This window comes from Sphingobium sp. LB126, from assembly GCF_002795205.1.
In the GTDB taxonomy this organism is placed as follows: domain Bacteria; phylum Pseudomonadota; class Alphaproteobacteria; order Sphingomonadales; family Sphingomonadaceae; genus Sphingobium; species Sphingobium chungbukense.
The window spans coordinates 3306496-3322324 of record NZ_NETV01000001.1 but is presented as its reverse complement, the minus strand read 5'-3'; the positions used below and the strand labels follow the sequence as shown (position 1 = coordinate 3322324).

13 protein-coding genes and 2 tRNA genes are annotated in these 15829 nt (G+C 61.0%); 10 read left to right on the top strand and 5 right to left on the bottom strand.

The features are described 5' to 3' along the window. Positions 1–2: 2 nt before the first annotated feature. Genes CAF53_RS29050 through CAF53_RS16170 form a run of 3 tightly spaced genes read right to left on the bottom strand, consistent with a single transcriptional unit; the run spans position 3 to position 1859 of the window. On the bottom strand, positions 3–470 hold the full coding sequence (locus CAF53_RS29050; protein WP_277949203.1) for a TraB/GumN family protein: 468 nt from the start codon (positions 468–470) through the stop codon (positions 3–5). Next, positions 401–943 (bottom strand): TraB/GumN family protein, encoded by a 543-nt coding sequence (locus CAF53_RS29045; protein WP_277949202.1) that lies wholly within the window; start codon positions 941–943, stop codon positions 401–403. The genes CAF53_RS29050 and CAF53_RS29045 overlap by 70 nt, the downstream gene beginning before the upstream one ends. Before the next feature lies 1 nt (position 944). After that, a complete protein-coding gene (locus CAF53_RS16170) occupies positions 945–1859 on the bottom strand; it encodes a TraB/GumN family protein (protein WP_100238613.1) in 915 nt (304 codons plus the stop codon). 177 nt (positions 1860–2036) lie between these two features. On the opposite strand from CAF53_RS16170, the gene CAF53_RS16165 reads away from it, so the two are divergent. From CAF53_RS16165 to ppdK, 3 genes are all read left to right on the top strand, one after another. After that, the gene (locus CAF53_RS16165; protein WP_100238863.1) at positions 2037–2909 is read left to right on the top strand and encodes a glycine--tRNA ligase subunit alpha; all 873 of its coding nucleotides are present in this window, start codon (positions 2037–2039) and stop codon (positions 2907–2909) included. After that, entirely contained in the window at positions 2909–5104 is a 2196-nt protein-coding gene (gene glyS / locus CAF53_RS16160) for a glycine--tRNA ligase subunit beta (protein WP_100238612.1), read from the top strand. Before CAF53_RS16165 ends, glyS begins: the two co-directional genes overlap by 1 nt. 144 nt (positions 5105–5248) lie before the next feature. Beyond that, complete coding sequence (ppdK, locus tag CAF53_RS16155; RefSeq protein ID WP_100238611.1) at positions 5249–7951, top strand: pyruvate, phosphate dikinase; 2703 nt, start codon at positions 5249–5251, stop codon at positions 7949–7951. A gap of 39 nt (positions 7952–7990) precedes the next feature. Here the strand turns inward: ppdK and CAF53_RS16150 are convergent, their stop codons facing one another. Next, the gene (locus tag CAF53_RS16150; RefSeq protein WP_100238610.1) at positions 7991–8497 is read right to left on the bottom strand and encodes a hypothetical protein; all 507 of its coding nucleotides are present in this window, start codon (positions 8495–8497) and stop codon (positions 7991–7993) included. A gap of 137 nt (positions 8498–8634) precedes the next feature. Here CAF53_RS16150 and CAF53_RS16145 point away from each other — a divergent pair. From CAF53_RS16145 to CAF53_RS28095, 5 genes are all read left to right on the top strand, one after another. Beyond that, positions 8635–8711, top strand: a tRNA-Arg gene (locus tag CAF53_RS16145). Positions 8712–8861: 150 nt separating this feature from the next. Beyond that, positions 8862–8938 (top strand) — tRNA-Arg (locus CAF53_RS16140). 38 nt (positions 8939–8976) lie between these two features. Then, on the top strand, positions 8977–9366 hold the full coding sequence (locus CAF53_RS16135; protein ID WP_100238609.1) for an ester cyclase: 390 nt from the start codon (positions 8977–8979) through the stop codon (positions 9364–9366). Beyond that, positions 9344–9691 (top strand): epoxide hydrolase N-terminal domain-containing protein, encoded by a 348-nt coding sequence (locus CAF53_RS28100; protein WP_242443460.1) that lies wholly within the window; start codon positions 9344–9346, stop codon positions 9689–9691. The genes CAF53_RS16135 and CAF53_RS28100 overlap by 23 nt, the downstream gene beginning before the upstream one ends. Positions 9692–9724: 33 nt before the next feature. Beyond that, a complete protein-coding gene (locus CAF53_RS28095) occupies positions 9725–9934 on the top strand; it encodes an alpha/beta fold hydrolase (RefSeq protein ID WP_242443459.1) in 210 nt (69 codons plus the stop codon). A 136-nt stretch (positions 9935–10070) separates the two neighbouring features. On the opposite strand, the gene CAF53_RS16125 is transcribed toward CAF53_RS28095, so the two are convergent. Beyond that, a complete protein-coding gene (locus tag CAF53_RS16125; protein ID WP_269748634.1) occupies positions 10071–10922 on the bottom strand; it encodes an endo alpha-1,4 polygalactosaminidase in 852 nt (283 codons plus the stop codon). Positions 10923–11549: 627 nt separating this feature from the next. On the opposite strand from CAF53_RS16125, the gene CAF53_RS16120 reads away from it, so the two are divergent. Continuing rightward, positions 11550–14579 (top strand): cadherin domain-containing protein, encoded by a 3030-nt coding sequence (locus tag CAF53_RS16120; protein ID WP_242443458.1) that lies wholly within the window; start codon positions 11550–11552, stop codon positions 14577–14579. Beyond that, positions 14576–15811: a cadherin domain-containing protein gene (locus CAF53_RS28090; protein WP_242443457.1), complete on the top strand. Its 1236-nt coding sequence runs from the start codon at positions 14576–14578 to the stop codon at positions 15809–15811. Before CAF53_RS16120 ends, CAF53_RS28090 begins: the two co-directional genes overlap by 4 nt. Positions 15812–15829: the final 18 nt, after the last annotated feature.

The following is a 15829-nucleotide window of genomic DNA, read 5'->3' as shown; positions in this document are numbered from 1 at the left end:
CGCTATTGCACCCGCGTCACCTTATAACCTCTGGCTTCCAGCAGTTCGATCAGATTGCCCTTGCCCGCCAGATGTCCTGCCCCCACGGCAATGAACGGGTGCCCGTCCAGCGCTTCCACCGCCTTCACCCAATCGCGGTTGCGCTCGATCAACACCGCCCGCTCGACCACCGGGTCGGGTTCCTCGCTGAGCTGGTCCTCCCGCGCGAGGGTGGCGACGTCGCCCCTGATCCACGCCTTGAGGATGCGGTCATAGAGCGTCCGCATATCCTTGGCCTCCTGCACGGTATCGGCCAGCAATCGTTGCTGCGCTGCTTCGGGAAGCGTGTCGAAGGCCCTGAACTGCCTTTCCACCGTCTCCAGTCCGCCGATCGGCTTGCCTGCGTCCTTGAATGCCGCGATCAAGGCCGGTTCCACGCCATTATCCTGACTGACATGCAGTGCCTGCTGCGCCGCAGCGGAAAGCAGCATCGCCGCCGCCCAGCTTTCATAACCGGACAGGGCCTGGCTGGACGTGCCCCCTTATTCGCGATCTCGTTCAGGGCGGCCTTGTCCTTGCCGGGAACGCGGGTCTCGAGCGGTGGAAGTCCCGGACTGCGGCCCATTTTCTCGAACAGTGCCAATGTCCGTGCCTGATCCTGAATTTCCGCCGATTCCAGCACAAGCCGGTCGGCGCGCGCCACGGCATCACCGATCGGCGCGGTTCGCCACTGCACATTGTCCGGCAGCACATGGATCGTGCCGAACAGCCAGCCATCGATCCCCTTGCCCTCGATCCTCCAGAGCGCGGGGCCGCCACCCGGAGGCGGAGCAGGAGGCTGGCTCCCGCAAGCCACGATCAGGAACAGGGCGGCCAGTCCCAGCCCCAGTCCCGGCCTCAGTCCCGGCCTCAGTCCCAGTCCCGACCCCAGCAGCCAGAGCCAGCGAGCCCACCAGCGCGTCATTTCACTGCTTCACCCGCTCCGAAGAGATGCCCAGCGCCTTCAACTGATCCTGCACGCTGCCCTTGCCCGCCAGATGCCCCGCGCCCACGGCGATGAACACGGTGCCCGGCTGGTCGAGCCGCTGCTTGATCCACTTCGCCCAATTGGCGTTGCGCTGGATCAGCAGCACCTTTGCCAGTTCGGGCGTCGCCTCCAGCGATTCGTTCATCTCCACGGCCAGCTTTTCCGGTTCGCCCCCTTGCCAATGGTCGAGAAGGCTGGCGAATTCCTTGTCCATGTCGGGCAGCCCCTCTATGGTCGCGGTCAGGAACTTCACCTGCTGTTCCATCGGCAGCCCTGCAAAATAGCCGAGCTGCTGTTCCACTGTCTCCAGCGCGCCGACCTTCTTGCCTGACGCCTTGGCCGCGGCGGTCAGTACCTTCTCCGCACCGAGGTCCGATTGATAACCCAGCTTCGCCAGCGGCTGGACCGACAGCGCCATGCCCGCCATCCAGGGGTTGAACATCTCGAACGCCGGCCATGGCAGCCCGTTGGCGGTCATCGCGGCTTGATATTTGCCTCGCTCCTCCGTGCCGAGCCGGTCGGACAGCTTCACCCCGTCCCGTGCCAGCGCGACCCCCGCCATGGTCGATGCCAGCGCATCGGGGTCTTGTGGCTCCACGATTTCCAGGACCAGTTCGTCGGATCGTTCGAAGGCTGATTTGACCTCGCCCTTATACCAGTCGATCCCCGGCTTCATCACATGAACCGTGCCGAACAGATAGATGGTGGTATCCGCATCCTTCACCGTCCACAGCGCCGGCGTCACATAGGTCTGGCGGGCTGCCGCATCGCGGGCGGAAACGGGCTGTCCCAGCGCGCATCCGCCAAGCAGCATCATGACGGGGGCGAGCCAGCGGAAGGAGGGCCATTTCATGTCTGTTGCGGGTCCGTTCCTAAAAGGGTTTTGCCATCCATGCGGGCCGCCGGGCATCAGGGCAAGCGGATTTACCGTCAATCGCACCCTCTTTTCCTTGACCCTGCGCCCTCGCTGCGCCAAGGCGCGCCGCAATCGAACCGTCATTTTTCGAGCCGTGATTTCTGGGGACCATCCGTGGCGACAAGCAAAGCGCTCTCCTTTCAGGATCTGATCCTGACGCTCCATACCTATTGGGGTCGCCAGGGCTGCGTCATCCTGCAACCCTATGACATGGAAGTGGGCGCTGGCACTTTCCATCCGGCGACCACTCTGCGCAGCCTGGGTCCCAATGCCTGGAACGCCGCCTATGTGCAGCCCAGCCGCCGGCCCACGGATGGCCGCTATGGCGAAAACCCCAATCGCCTCCAGCATTATTACCAATATCAGGTCATCATGAAGCCGAGCCCGGCGAACCTCCAGGAACTGTATCTGGGGTCGCTGGCCGAGATCGGCATCGATCCGCTGGTCCATGACATCCGCTTCGTCGAGGACGACTGGGAAAGCCCGACGCTGGGCGCCTGGGGCCTTGGCTGGGAAGTCTGGTGCGACGGCATGGAAGTCACCCAGTTCACCTATTTCCAGCAGATGGGCGGCTTCGACTGCAAGCCTGTGGCGGGCGAACTGACCTACGGCCTCGAACGCCTCGCCATGTATATTCAGGGCGTGGACAGCGTGTACGACCTGAAATTCAACGACGCGGGCGTCACCTATGGCGACGTGTTTCTTGAGAATGAGCGGCAGATGTCGAAGTGGAACTTCGAGATCGCCGACACCGAAAAGCTGTTCCGCTGGTTCAAGGATGCCGAGGCGGAGTGCAAGGCATCGCTGGAGGCCGGGGTTCCGCTCGCCGCCTATGACCAGGCGATCAAGGCGAGCCATGTCTTCAACCTGCTCCAGGCGCGCGGCGTCATTTCGGTGCAGGAACGCGCCAGCTATATCGGCCGTGTCCGCGATCTGGCCAAGGGTGCCTGCGAAAAGTGGATGGAAGTGAACGGGTGGGCCGCATAATGACCGATTTCCTGCTCGAACTGCGTTGCGAGGAAATCCCGGCGCGGATGCAATTGAAGGCGTCGGAAGACCTGGCCCGCCTCTTCACCGAGGAATTGGCGAAGGCTGGCCTGAAGCCCGAAAGCATCGACAGCTTCGTCACCCCGCGCCGACTGGCGCTGGTCGCCCGAAACCTGCCGCTGGAAACCGCCGCCGTCAGCGAGGAATTCAAAGGCCCGCGCACGTCTGCTCCGGTTCAGGCGCTGGAAGGCTTCCTCCGCAAGACCGGCCTGACGCAAGACCAGCTTGAGGACCGCGACGGCGTCTGGTTCGCCGTGGTCAACAAGCCCGGACGCGCCACCGCGCAAGTGCTGGCCGAAGCCGTACCCACCGTCATCCGCGCCTTCCCCTGGCCCAAGTCCATGCGTTGGGGCGCGGCGTCGCAGACCACGGAAAGCCTCCGCTGGGTCCGCCCGTTGCAGGGGATCGTCGCGATCCTGGGCGAAGAGTTGGTCGACATAGAGATTGAACGCATCCGCAGCGGCTATGCGACGCTCGGCCATCGCTTCCATCACCCCGGCGAGATCACCATCGGCGGCGCGCACGACTATGCCGAAAAACTGCGCGCCTGCCATGTGATCGTCAGCCATCAGGAGCGCCAGTCGATCATCGAGGCCAGGGCTGCGGAAGCTGCCGCTGCTCACGGCTATACGGTGATCGAGGACAAGGGGCTCGTCGCTGAAAATGCGGGCCTCACCGAATGGCCGGTGCCATTGCTGGGCGATTTCGACCCCGCCTTTCTTGAGGTTCCGCCTGAAGTTATCCAGCTAACCCTTCGTATCAACCAGAAATATTTCGTTCTGCGTGATGCGAGCGGCAAGCTGGCTCCGGCCTTCATCTGCACCGCCAATATCGAGGCGAAGGATGGCGGCGCGGCGATCATCGCGGGCAACCGCAAGGTCCTCGCCGCCCGTCTGTCGGATGCCCGCTTCTTCTGGGAGCAGGACCGCAAGACGAAGCTTGAGGACCACGCGAAGAAGCTGGAGCGCATCACCTTCCACGAGAAACTCGGCACAGTGGCCGACAAGGTGGAGCGCGTCGCGAAACTGGCCCGCTGGCTGGTGGAAGAGGGCATCGTCAAGGGCGCGGACGCTGATCAGGCCGAGCAGGCCGCGCGTTTCGCCAAGGCCGACCTCGTTACCGAAATGGTGGGCGAGTTCCCTGAACTACAGGGCATCATGGGCGGCTATTATGCTCGCGCCGAAGGTCTGCCTGGTGTCGTAGCGGATGCTATACGAGATCATTACAAGCCTGTGGGCCAAGGAGATGAGGTGCTGACCGCTCCGGTTACCGTTTCAGTCTCGCTGGCGGACAAGTTGGACACCATCATGTCCTTCTTCAGCATAAATGAGCAACCGACCGGTTCACGTGATCCCTTTGCTTTACGACGAGCTGCGCTTGGTAGCTTAAGACTAATCCAGGAGCTTGGATTAAGAATTTCCTTTGTAAAGCTTGTACTTGGTACGGTACAAGAGAGTGTTGGCCAGAGAGTCAGAGCTGCAACCGTTCCGGCGATGGAGGCGGATCTTCGTACGCTATTCAAGCATGTTCCTTTAGGCGATATCGATCCGCAGGCTATTGCTAGCCGTTTTGCCGAAGCACCGGAACTCCAAGCAGAAATGGAAAAGTCGGTCAGAGGGATGTTTGAGATCATTCCGTTTCTGATCGACCGCCTCAAGGTCCAGCAGAAGGAAGCAGGCGTTCGCCACGACCTGATCGACGCGGTGTTCGCGCTCGGTGGGGAGGACGATCTCGTCCGCCTGCTCGCCCGTGTGACAGCGCTCCAATCCTTCATCGCCACCGACGACGGCGCCAACCTGCTCGCCGGTTACAAGCGCGCCGCTAATATCCTGAAGAAGGAAGGCGTCGAAACCGCCGAGAAGGTGGAGCTCACCTACGCCCCTGAACAGGCAGAGGCTGACCTGATCGCCGCGCTCGACGCTGCCGAGCCTCGGGCCGCAGCCGCCGTCACGGCGGAGGATTTCGAAGGCGCCATGGCCGCACTTGCAACATTGCGGGCGCCGATCGACGCCTTTTTCGAAAGCGTCACCGTCAATGATGCCGATCCGGCAAAGCGTTCGGCTCGCCTCGCGCTGCTTGCGCGGGTGCGGGACGCGGTCCACGCGGTGGCTGATTTCTCAAAAATTACGGGTTGATACCGAAAGATACCCGCCCAAGCGGGAAAATCAGTGAAGTAAGAGAGCAATTATCGTAAAAGCAGGTGCGTTTATCGCTCCCCTGTTTTAAAGTTTTGTTGCAACGCACAAAGACACGGCAATCAGTGCAGGAGAGCCGCGATTATGTTGACAATGGAAGAGGCCAGCATGAGCACGACCGCGACCCGTTATGTTTATCGTTTCGGCGGCGGCGTCGATGACGGCGGCAAGGGGAACAAGAATCTTCTCGGCGGCAAGGGCGCCAATCTGGACGGCATGGCCGCCATCGGCCTGCCCGTGCCTCCGGGCTTCACCATCACGACCGAGATGTGCACCCGCTATTATACCGATGGCGGCGTCTATCCCGAAAGCCTGAAGGCACAAGTCGCGAACGGCATCGCCCATATCGAGGGCATCACCGGCAAGAAGTTCGGTGACAAGGCCGATCCGCTGCTGGTGTCCGTCCGCTCCGGCGCGCGCATTTCGATGCCCGGTATGATGGACACGGTGCTGAACCTCGGCCTCAACGATGAGACCGTACTCGGCCTCGCCGCTGCATCCGGGGACGAGCGTTTCGCCTGGGACAGCTATCGCCGCTTCATCCAAATGTATTCGGACGTCGTGTTGGAACTCGACCATGGCGCGTTCGAGGAGGCTCTGGAAGTCGCCAAGGAAGACCAGGGCTATACGCTTGATACGGAAATGACCGCCGACGATTGGAAGGCGCTCGTCACCGAATATAAGGCGCTTGTTTCAAAGCTTTGGAGCAAGCCCTTCCCGCAGGATGTGAACGACCAGCTTTGGGGCGCGATCAGCGCCGTGTTCGGATCGTGGCAGGCCGACCGCGCCAAGGTCTATCGCCGCCTGAACTCGATCCCGCACGACTGGGGCACCGCCGTCAACGTGCAGGCGATGGTGTTCGGCAATATGGGCGACACCTCGGCCACCGGCGTCGCCTTCACCCGCGACCCTGCGACCGGCGAGAATGCCTATTATGGCGAATATCTCATCAACGCCCAGGGCGAGGACGTGGTGGCGGGCATCCGCACGCCGCAATATCTGACCCAGCAGGCGCGTGAGCGGGCAGGGGCCAAGCCGCTGTCGATGGAAGAGGCGATGCCGGAAACCTATGCCGAACTGGCGCGGGTGTTCGAAATCCTCGAAAAACACTATCGCGACATGCAGGACATCGAGTTCACGGTCCAGCAGGGCAAGCTCTGGATGCTCCAGACGAGGTCGGGCAAGCGCACCGCCAAGGCGGCGCTCAAGATCGCGGTCGAGATGGCGAATGAAGGGCTGATCACGGAGGAAGAGGCCGTTGCCCGCGTCGATCCCGCCGCGCTCGACCAGCTTCTGCACCCCACGCTCGATCCCAAGGCGCCGCGCGATGTGCTGACAAAGGGCCTGCCCGCTTCGCCGGGTGCGGCTTCGGGCGCGATCGTGTTCGACGCCGACACCGCCGAGCGCCGCAATGAGCTGGGCGATTCGGTCATCCTCGTCCGTGTCGAAACCAGCCCCGAAGACATTCACGGCATGCATGCGGCCAAGGGCATCCTGACCGCGCGCGGCGGCATGACCAGCCACGCCGCCGTGGTGGCGCGCGGCATGGGCCGACCCTGCGTCTCCGGCGCGGGCAGCCTGTCGATCGACAACGCCAACAAGACGCTGCGGATTGGCGACCGCACGCTCAAGGAAGGCGACGTCCTCACCATCGACGGCGCGACCGGCGAAGTGATGGCGGGCGAAGTCCCGACCGTTCAGCCCGAACTGGCGGGTGACTTCGGCGTGCTGATGGGCTGGGCCGACAAGGTCCGCCGCCTCAAGGTCCGCGCCAATGCCGAAACGCCGCTGGATTGCCAGACCGCCCGCGATTTCGGAGCGGAAGGCGTGGGCCTGTGCCGCACGGAGCATATGTTCTTCGACGCGGCGCGCATCACCGCCGTGCGGGAGATGATCCTGGCGGACAGCGAAAAGGGCCGCCGCGTCGCGCTCGACAAGTTGCTGCCGGAACAGCGGGACGACTTCGCGCAGATATTCATGGTGATGGCGGGCCTGCCCGTCACCATCCGCCTGCTCGATCCGCCGCTGCACGAATTCCTGCCGCATGGCGAAGCGGAGTTCGAGGAAGTGGCCAAGGCCGCGGGCGTCGGGGTGGAAACGCTCAAGCGCCGCGCCGCCGAACTGCATGAATTCAACCCGATGCTGGGCCACCGTGGTTGCCGTCTGGGTGTCACCTACCCTGAAATCTACGAGATGCAGGCCCGCGCCATCTTCGAAGCCGCGCTGATCATCAAGCAGCGTTCGGGTGAAGCGCCGATCCCCGAAATCATGATCCCGCTCGTCGCGACGAAGAAGGAGCTGGAACTGATGAAGGCCATCGTCGACAGCGTGGCCAAGCAGGTGTTCGAGGAGCAGGGCGCTTCGGTCGACTATCTGGTCGGCACCATGATCGAACTGCCCCGCGCCGCATTGAAGGCGGGCGAGATCGCCGAAGTGGGCGAATTCTTCTCCTTCGGCACCAACGACCTGACGCAGACCACCATCGGCATCAGCCGCGACGATGCGGGCCGCTTCCTGACACAATATGTCGACAAGGGCATCTTCGCCCGTGATCCGTTCGTCAGCATCGATGTCGAAGGGGTGGGCGAACTCATCGAACTGGCTGCCGAACGTGGCCGCGCGACCCGCAGCGGCATCAAGCTGGGCATTTGCGGCGAACATGGCGGCGACCCGGCCTCGATCGCCTTCTGCGAGCAGACCGGTCTCGACTATGTGTCGGCATCGCCCTATCGCGTGCCCATCGCCCGTCTCGCCGCGGCCCAGGCCGCATTGGCGAACCGGAAGTAACAGGGAAGGGCGGGACCGATGTCCCGCCCTTTTTCCCTTTCAGGCCTGGTGGGCGCGATGCGCGTAGAGCCGCGCATGTTCGTCGTCCCTGCGTGCATCCAGCAAGCGGGCCTGCTCGCGCCAATCCTCCCGCGCGATCACGCCCCGCTTTAGTCCCAGACGTGTTTCCAGCGCGGCCTCCTGCTCACTGCCGATGGCGGCGATCTGCCGGTAGCGATGATAGCCTGCCTCGTTGAGCGCGACTTCATCCTGTGGCGTGATCCCCTGAATGCGGCTGAGATCGTCGCGCCCGTGTACGGCGCCTGCCACCGCTTCTGCTGTGCCCGGACCGATCGGACCGGATTGCTGCTCCAGTTCGGCGATTCTGTTCTGGGCGGCCGCAAGGCGCGTTTCGCGATCCTGGATCGTCTGGCGATGAGCGAGCTGTTCGTCCCGCCAATAGCGCTTATATTTGCCACGCCCGCTCAGCATCAGGCCCAGCACCAGCCCGACCAGAAGTGCGATCAGCAACAGAGCGATTTCATTGAGGGTGAAGGTCATCGTCATGCATCCTTTCCTGCTGCGGGAACGAGCGGGTCGGGACAAAGGTTGCGGTTCGGTGCTTCCACGGGCACGGGCCGTCAAAAATCTGCAAAAAGGGGCTTGCCCAATCGGGCTGACGCTTCTATCTGCGCCACTCCAACGCACCCGTAGCTCAGCTGGATAGAGCATCAGACTACGAATCTGAGGGTCGGACGTTCGAATCGTTCCGGGTGCGCCATTTTCCCCCGACATCGATGCACATGGTCCGATCCGTTAGCGGTGCGGGCATCTTGCGTGTGGTTGTGAAGCCGACGAAATTTTAATTTGAAAATGGCGAACTTAAGGGCTTGCCAGACCGCTCTGCCCCTTATATCTGCGCCTCCACAACGCACCCGTAGCTCAGCTGGATAGAGCATCAGACTACGAATCTGAGGGTCGGACGTTCGAATCGTTCCGGGTGCGCCATTTCGGAACGGTTAGCTTCGTCGCGCGTAGCACCTCCGATGCACAACAATGCTACCATCTTCTACAACCGCTACATCGCCTGCCTGAATGCCCGAGACTGGGAAAGGCTCGGCGAATTTGTGACGGACGACGCAGTTCACAACGGGCGCCCCCTCGGTGTGGATGGTTATCGGGCAATGCTTGAGGAGAATTGCCGCGACATTTCCGATCTCCAATTCCACGTCGATCTCGTCGTGGCTGATGAGGGCCATATCGCGTCTCGAATAGGCTTCGATTGCACACCGACCGGCGAATTCCTGGGTCTGTCTGTCGATGGAAGGCGCGTCACGTTCCATGAGCACGCCTTTTACACTCTTGCCGCAGGCAAAATCGCCGAGGTGTTCTCCGTGATCGACAAGGCGGAAATTGAAGCTCAGCTCAGGCTCTAGAGATGGCGACTCCCTTACAATCCATATAGCCGACGACCGGCTCGCCCAGATCAGGCGGAAGGTCGACGCCTATGACTTGGATCAACTTCCAGATGCGGGCGGCTGGAAATCCGGGATCGGGAAGGCGGATCTCGGGCGGCTGATCGACTATTGGTTCAATCAATCCGACTGGCGTGATGCGGAGCGCCGCCTGAACCTCCTTCCGCATTTCACCACGCAGATCGAAGGGCCGTGCCTTCATTTCATCTATGTCACAGGCGACGGCGCCCAGCCGCCGCTCCTGCTTCTGCACGGCTGGCCCGGCTCGTTCATCGAGTTCGGGTAGCTCATCGCGCCGCTCGTCGCTGATGGGCATGATGTGGTCGTCCCGTCGTTGCCGGGCTTTGCCTTCTCCATGTCCCTCCCAACCATTGTCGGGCCGATCCGGATCGCGGAACTGTTGCACGGCCTCATGGCGGAGTTGTTCGGTGAGACGCGGTATCTCGTCCAAGGAGGCGATTGGGGTTCCGGGATCGCGACGTGGATGGCCTATAGCCATCCCGAGGCGGTGACTTGGCATTCACCTTGACATGGCGCCCACCACAGCCGCCGGCGACGGTTATAGGCGGGCCTGGAGTAGTGCAAGCGGCGACACAAATTCGTTATGTTTATCCGGTGCGGGGCGCCACTTTCTCGAAAATCTGGGATAAGCCCGAAGTCGGTTTTCAGCTGCATCGGTCGGATGCTGGCCGGTCGAGCGCCACGACGGTGATGATGGTGGAAATCCGCGCACTGGCCGACACGCTGCATACCCGTGTCCGGTCGAATGCGCCTGTCGGCCATTCCTCCGGATATTCCGCATTGAAGGCGGGTTTGCCCGCCGCGACATAGGGCGCGGCATCGGAACAGAAATTGTCCAGGACGCAGTCTTCGAACAGGATCGCATCGAATAGCGAAACGAGCTTGACCGATGATCCACCCGCATTCTTCTGCACAGGTTTCAGCCCATAGCTCCGGGCCCGGTTGGACAGGGCGGTGACATAATCGACCATATTCTGTTCCGTCAGAGCGAAGCCCGTGGTCGATGCCCCATCCTCGAATGAATCCATCACGTCGAATTCGACATAATCGAATCCCTTGTCGCGGCACATGCGCAATCGGTCATCCATGATCTGGATGAACTCGGGATAGCGGCGGATGTCGATATAGCGTTCCCCCGCAAAGCCGGGATAGCTGTTGCCCAACAGCCCGGAAATGGCGGCCAGGGCGGCATAGTCAGGGCGGTTATTTTCGGCCGATCCGATGTCGAGATAACAGATCGTCCTGATCCCGCTGGCCTTGGCGAGCGTCACATAACTGGCCGGGGTGTCGAACCCGTCGACATCGAGATAGGCGACCGCCGGGGGTGTCGCCGGCAATCCCTGACTCTGCAATATCCAGTCCCAACTGGACAGCGGCGTCGGTGACGGGGGCGGGGAGGGTGATGGACTGGGCGAAGGAGACGGCGAAGGCGTTGGCGCAGGAGTCGGTGTAGGCGCACTATCGTTGCTGCCTCCGCCGCCACAACTGGCCAGCATCAAGGCCGCGATGGCAAGGGCACTGATTTGCGAGAGCTTTTTGCGCGCGTGAAACACAATCATCGTCCCTGTAGTTTGGGAGCATTGATCCTGAATCAACGAAACGTTTCCGGCGGGACGGTCGATCGAAGCTGGCAGCTTTATAAAGAAAAACGGTTCATGCTTGGATATATCTATAGATATAGACATAATATTATAATCAATAGGTTCCTATGCTGAATATCCGGATAACAATGGCATTACCTGCAAAATTTTTTGGGGATATGTGTTCATTGAAGTTGACATTAGATCATGCCTAACAGCACATTAACCATGGGTAAAAACTTCTAAAAACCGAGTCGCCCCATCAAGATGCGCGGTGTGACTGTAGCCATATGCGGAGCTTCCTATCTTTTGGACCGCAAGGGCATTCGAGCAAAGTAATGCTTATACCCTGACACAGCCTCATTGGCGCGGATAATGGCCGGGACAGCCCGGATGGTATCGATTGTCATCGCTGCCAAAGAGGAGGCGTGTCTTTCATTATCCCATTTATGTGCATGACTGGGTTTTACCGACAAAACCAAAATATATTCGGTCGCAAACTTATGACGTGATTTTCAGGATCCATAAGTTTGGGGGTTTGTCATGACCTTTGGCCACAGCGTCACAATAGACGGCTCTCTGGATGACTGGTTCGCGACCGATCGGATCGACGATAACAGTAATCCCGCCTATCAAATCTATTCAACCGTGGATAATGGCGACTTTGTCTTCGCCCTGAAGGCGCCTGTCGCCATCGGCACGAACACGACTGTCTGGCTGAACACGGATGGCAAGACCTCAACCGGCTATCAGATATTCGGATTTGCAGGAGGCGCGGAATATAACATCAATTTCGCGGCCGACGGGACGATCAATCTCTATACCGGCGGCGCAGGTCAGACCCTGGTGCTCAGCGGCCTGACCGCTGCCTGGTCCGCAGATCACACTGTCGTCGAATTCCGGCTGCCGACCGCCGCCGTCGGCAATCCGTCGGCGATGTACAGCTACTATGATATCAACGACACGACCTTCCTTCCGTCCAACTATCTGTCCGCCCCTTTCACGGTCTTCAATCAGCCGACCGCGACCGAGGCGCCCGACATGCGGATCGGTATCGTTTTTTCGCAGACGACGTCCGATGCCTATTTCAACTCGACCGCCTATTCCCAGCTCTTCATGTCGATCCAGTCCCAGGCGATGCAGGCCGGTATCCCCTTCGACATCTTGACCGAGGCCGATCTTACCGACCTCAACAAGCTTTCGCATTATGATGCGCTGGTGTTTCCGTCCTTCCGCAACGTGCCCGTCGACCAGGTGGAGGCGATCACCCACACGCTTGAAATAGCCAGCAAGCAATTGGGCATCGGACTTGTCGCCGCAGGCGAGTTCATGACGAACCAGCCCCATGTGAGTGGGGGCACCATTGGTGGCGATCCGCTTCCAGGCGATCCCTATGCCGCGATGAAGGTGCTGTTCGATGCCACGCGCGTCACGGGCGGCACCGGCAACGTGCAGGTGAACGCAACCGACCCGACCGGCCTCGTATTGGATCATTATACGAACGGGCAGCTCGTCAACAGCTATACCAATGTCGGATGGAATGCCTTCACCAGCGTCAGCGGCACCGGCCAGACGATCGCGACCGAAACCATCAATGGCGGCCAGACCTATTCGGCGGCCCTCGCCACCCAGACGGGACCGGCGCGCAACGTCCTCTTCTCCAGCGATGGTGTCATGGCCGACGCCAATATGCTGCAACAGGCGATAAGCTATGCGGTCAATGGGACCGGCCTGTCGGTGGGCCTGCATCTGACGCGCGATTCCGGCATCGTTGCCGCGCGTGTCGACATGGACCAAAGCCAGGAACTGGAGGACATAAGACCGCCGGATGGCTCGCCCGGCATCTACGACAAGCTGATCCCCATACTGACCCAATGGAAGGCCGCCTATAATTTCGTCGGCAGCTTCTTCGCCGTGGCGGGGACCAGCACCCAGGTCCAGCAGGCCGCGCTTCCCTATTACAGGGACATTCTGGCCCTCGGGAATGAAATCGGCACGCACAGCCTGACCCATCCGGAGGACACTAACAAGCTCACCGCGGCTCAGATCCAGACTGAGTTTCAGAGCAGCACTGCCATCCTCAACAGCCTGATCGGCAGCCCCTTCCAGGTGGCCGGTGCCGCTGTCCCCGGCATGCCGGAGACGCTGCCGGTTTCCCAGGAGATCATGAAATATGTGACGGATTATCTGACGGGCGGCTATGCGGCGCAGGGGGCGGGTTTTCCCAATGCCTTCGGCTACATGACGCCCGCCAACCAGAGCCAGATCTATTTCGCACCCAACACGTCCTTCGACTTCACCCTGGTCGAGTTCCAGGGCAAGAGCGTGGCGGACGCCACCACCGCATGGCTTGCCGAGTTCGACAAGCTCGTCGCCAATGCGGGGACCCCGGTCATCGTCTGGCCCTGGCATGATTATGGCGCGGCCGACTTTGTGTCGGGCAGTCCGACGGCGAACAGCCCCTATGACATTTCCATGTTCAACGCCTGGCTGCAACATGCCGTCGCGGCGAACATGGAATTCGTGACGCTGGACGATCTGGCTCATCGCATGATGGCGCTGAAGAACTCCACCATCACTTCAACCGTCGTCGGCAATACCATCACCGCCTCCGTCACCGGAGCCAATGTCGGCAATCTGTCGCTCGATGTCGACCGGCAGGGATCGTTGGTCATCCAGAATGTGACCGGCTGGTATGCCTATGACAAGGACAGCATATTCCTGCCGCAGAGCGGCGGCACCTTCACCATCCATATGGGCGCCGCGGCCGACGATGTGACGCATATCACGGACCTGCCGATGCGCTCCGTGCTGATGAGCCTCACCGGCGATGGCCGCAATCTCGCCTTCTCGCTCCAAGGCGAAGGGAAGGTCGTCATCGACATCGCCAATCCGGGCGGCAAGGCCGTCGTGGTAAACGGGGCCACGCTGGTAAGCCAGGTCGGCGAAATCGTGACACTCGATATCGGTAGCTATGGTTTGCACAATGTCACGCTGGAAACCGGCTATCCGCCGGTGATCACGTCCAATGGCGGTGGTGCCAGCGCGGCACTCTCCAGGGCGGAAAACGGCACAGCGGTCACCACCGTGACCGCGACCGATGCGGACGTCGGGACGGTTATCGCCTATTCCATCTCCGGTGGCGCGGATGCCGCCAAGTTCGCGATCAACAGCACGACCGGCGTGCTCTCCTTCGTCAATGCGCCCAATTTCGAAGCGCCGACCGATGTCGGCCAGAACAATGTCTACGACGTGATCGTCCGCGCGTCGGACGGCTATCTGTTCGATGATCAGGCCATTGCGGTCACCATCACCAATGTCAACGAGGCCCCCGTCATCACGTCGAACGGAGGTGGAGCATCGGCGGCGATTTCCGTGCCTGAAAACACCCTCCCGGTGACGATGGTCCAGGCGACCGATCCCGATGCGGGAACCACGCTGGTCTATTCCATTACCGGCGGACCCGATCGGACGGCATTTGCGATCGATCCCGCGACAGGCGCGCTCTCCTTCCTGAGCCCCCCAATTATGATGCGCCGGGCGATGCGAACGGCAACAATGTCTATAGCGTGACCGTCCGCGCGTCCGATGGCGCGTTGTTCGACGAACAGGCGATCAACGTCACCGTCACCAATGTGAATGAATCCCCGCCCGTGATCACCTCGGGCGGCGGTGGCGATGCAGCGGCCATTTCTGTGTCCAGCGGGACGAAACCAGTCATGAAGGTGACGGCCATCGACCCGGATGCCAACACAGTGCTGGTCTATTCCATTTCCGGCGGGGCCGATGCTGCCAAATTCACCATCAATTCATCGACCGGGCAGCTCAATTTCGTGAATGCGCCGAATGTGCTGCTGCCGACCGATGCGGGCGGAAACAATGTCTATGACGTGACGGTTCGCGCGTCCGATGGAACGCTTTACGACGAACAAGCCATCGCCGTGACCGTCACGATCCTCAACGCGCCGCCGATCATCATCTCCAATGGCGGTGGCGCTTCGTCGACCATCCGGATGGCGGAAAACGGCACCGCCGTGACCAAGGTCGTCGCGACCGATGCCAATATCGGTCAGACCGTCACCTATTCGCTGGGTTCGGCCGTTGACGGCAACCTCTTCAATATCGATGCCCAGACCGGCGTCCTGACCTTCAAGACGGCTCCGGATTTCGAGAACCCCACCGACTCCAACCTGGACAATCGCTATCAGGTTCAGGTGCTCGCGACGGACAGTCTGGGAGCGCAGGATTTCCAGAACCTCACCGTTGTGATCAATAATGTGACGGGTGTGTCTTTGACCGCGCCAAGCGGTGGAGGAACGCTGATCGGCGGGGGCGAGGAAGATACGCTCAAGGGGGCAGCGGGCAACGACACGCTGATCGGCAACGGTGGCAACGACCGGTTGACGGGCAATGGCGGTGCCGACACCATCGACGGCGGCGCTGGCAACGACAGCATCACCGGCGGCGCGGGCGCCGATATATTGACCGGCGGTTCTGGTGCCGATCTGTTCATCTATAATGCGACGGGCAACAGTACGCCGCTTGCCATGGACCGGATCATGGATTTCGAGGAGGGGCTCGACAAGATCGACCTGTCCAGCATCGATGCCAACCCGGCATTGTCCGGCAACCAGGCGTTCGCCTTCGTCACGGGTGCCTTTACCGCGCCGGGACAGGTCCATGTCTATTCGAACGGCACGGATACATTTGTCGAGGCGAACACGGACAATAATCCCGCGACGGTGGAAATGGCGATCAGGTTGATCGGTGTGCACAATCTGACCGCGAGCGATTTCCTGCTTTAGGCCTGGACATGAAGAGGG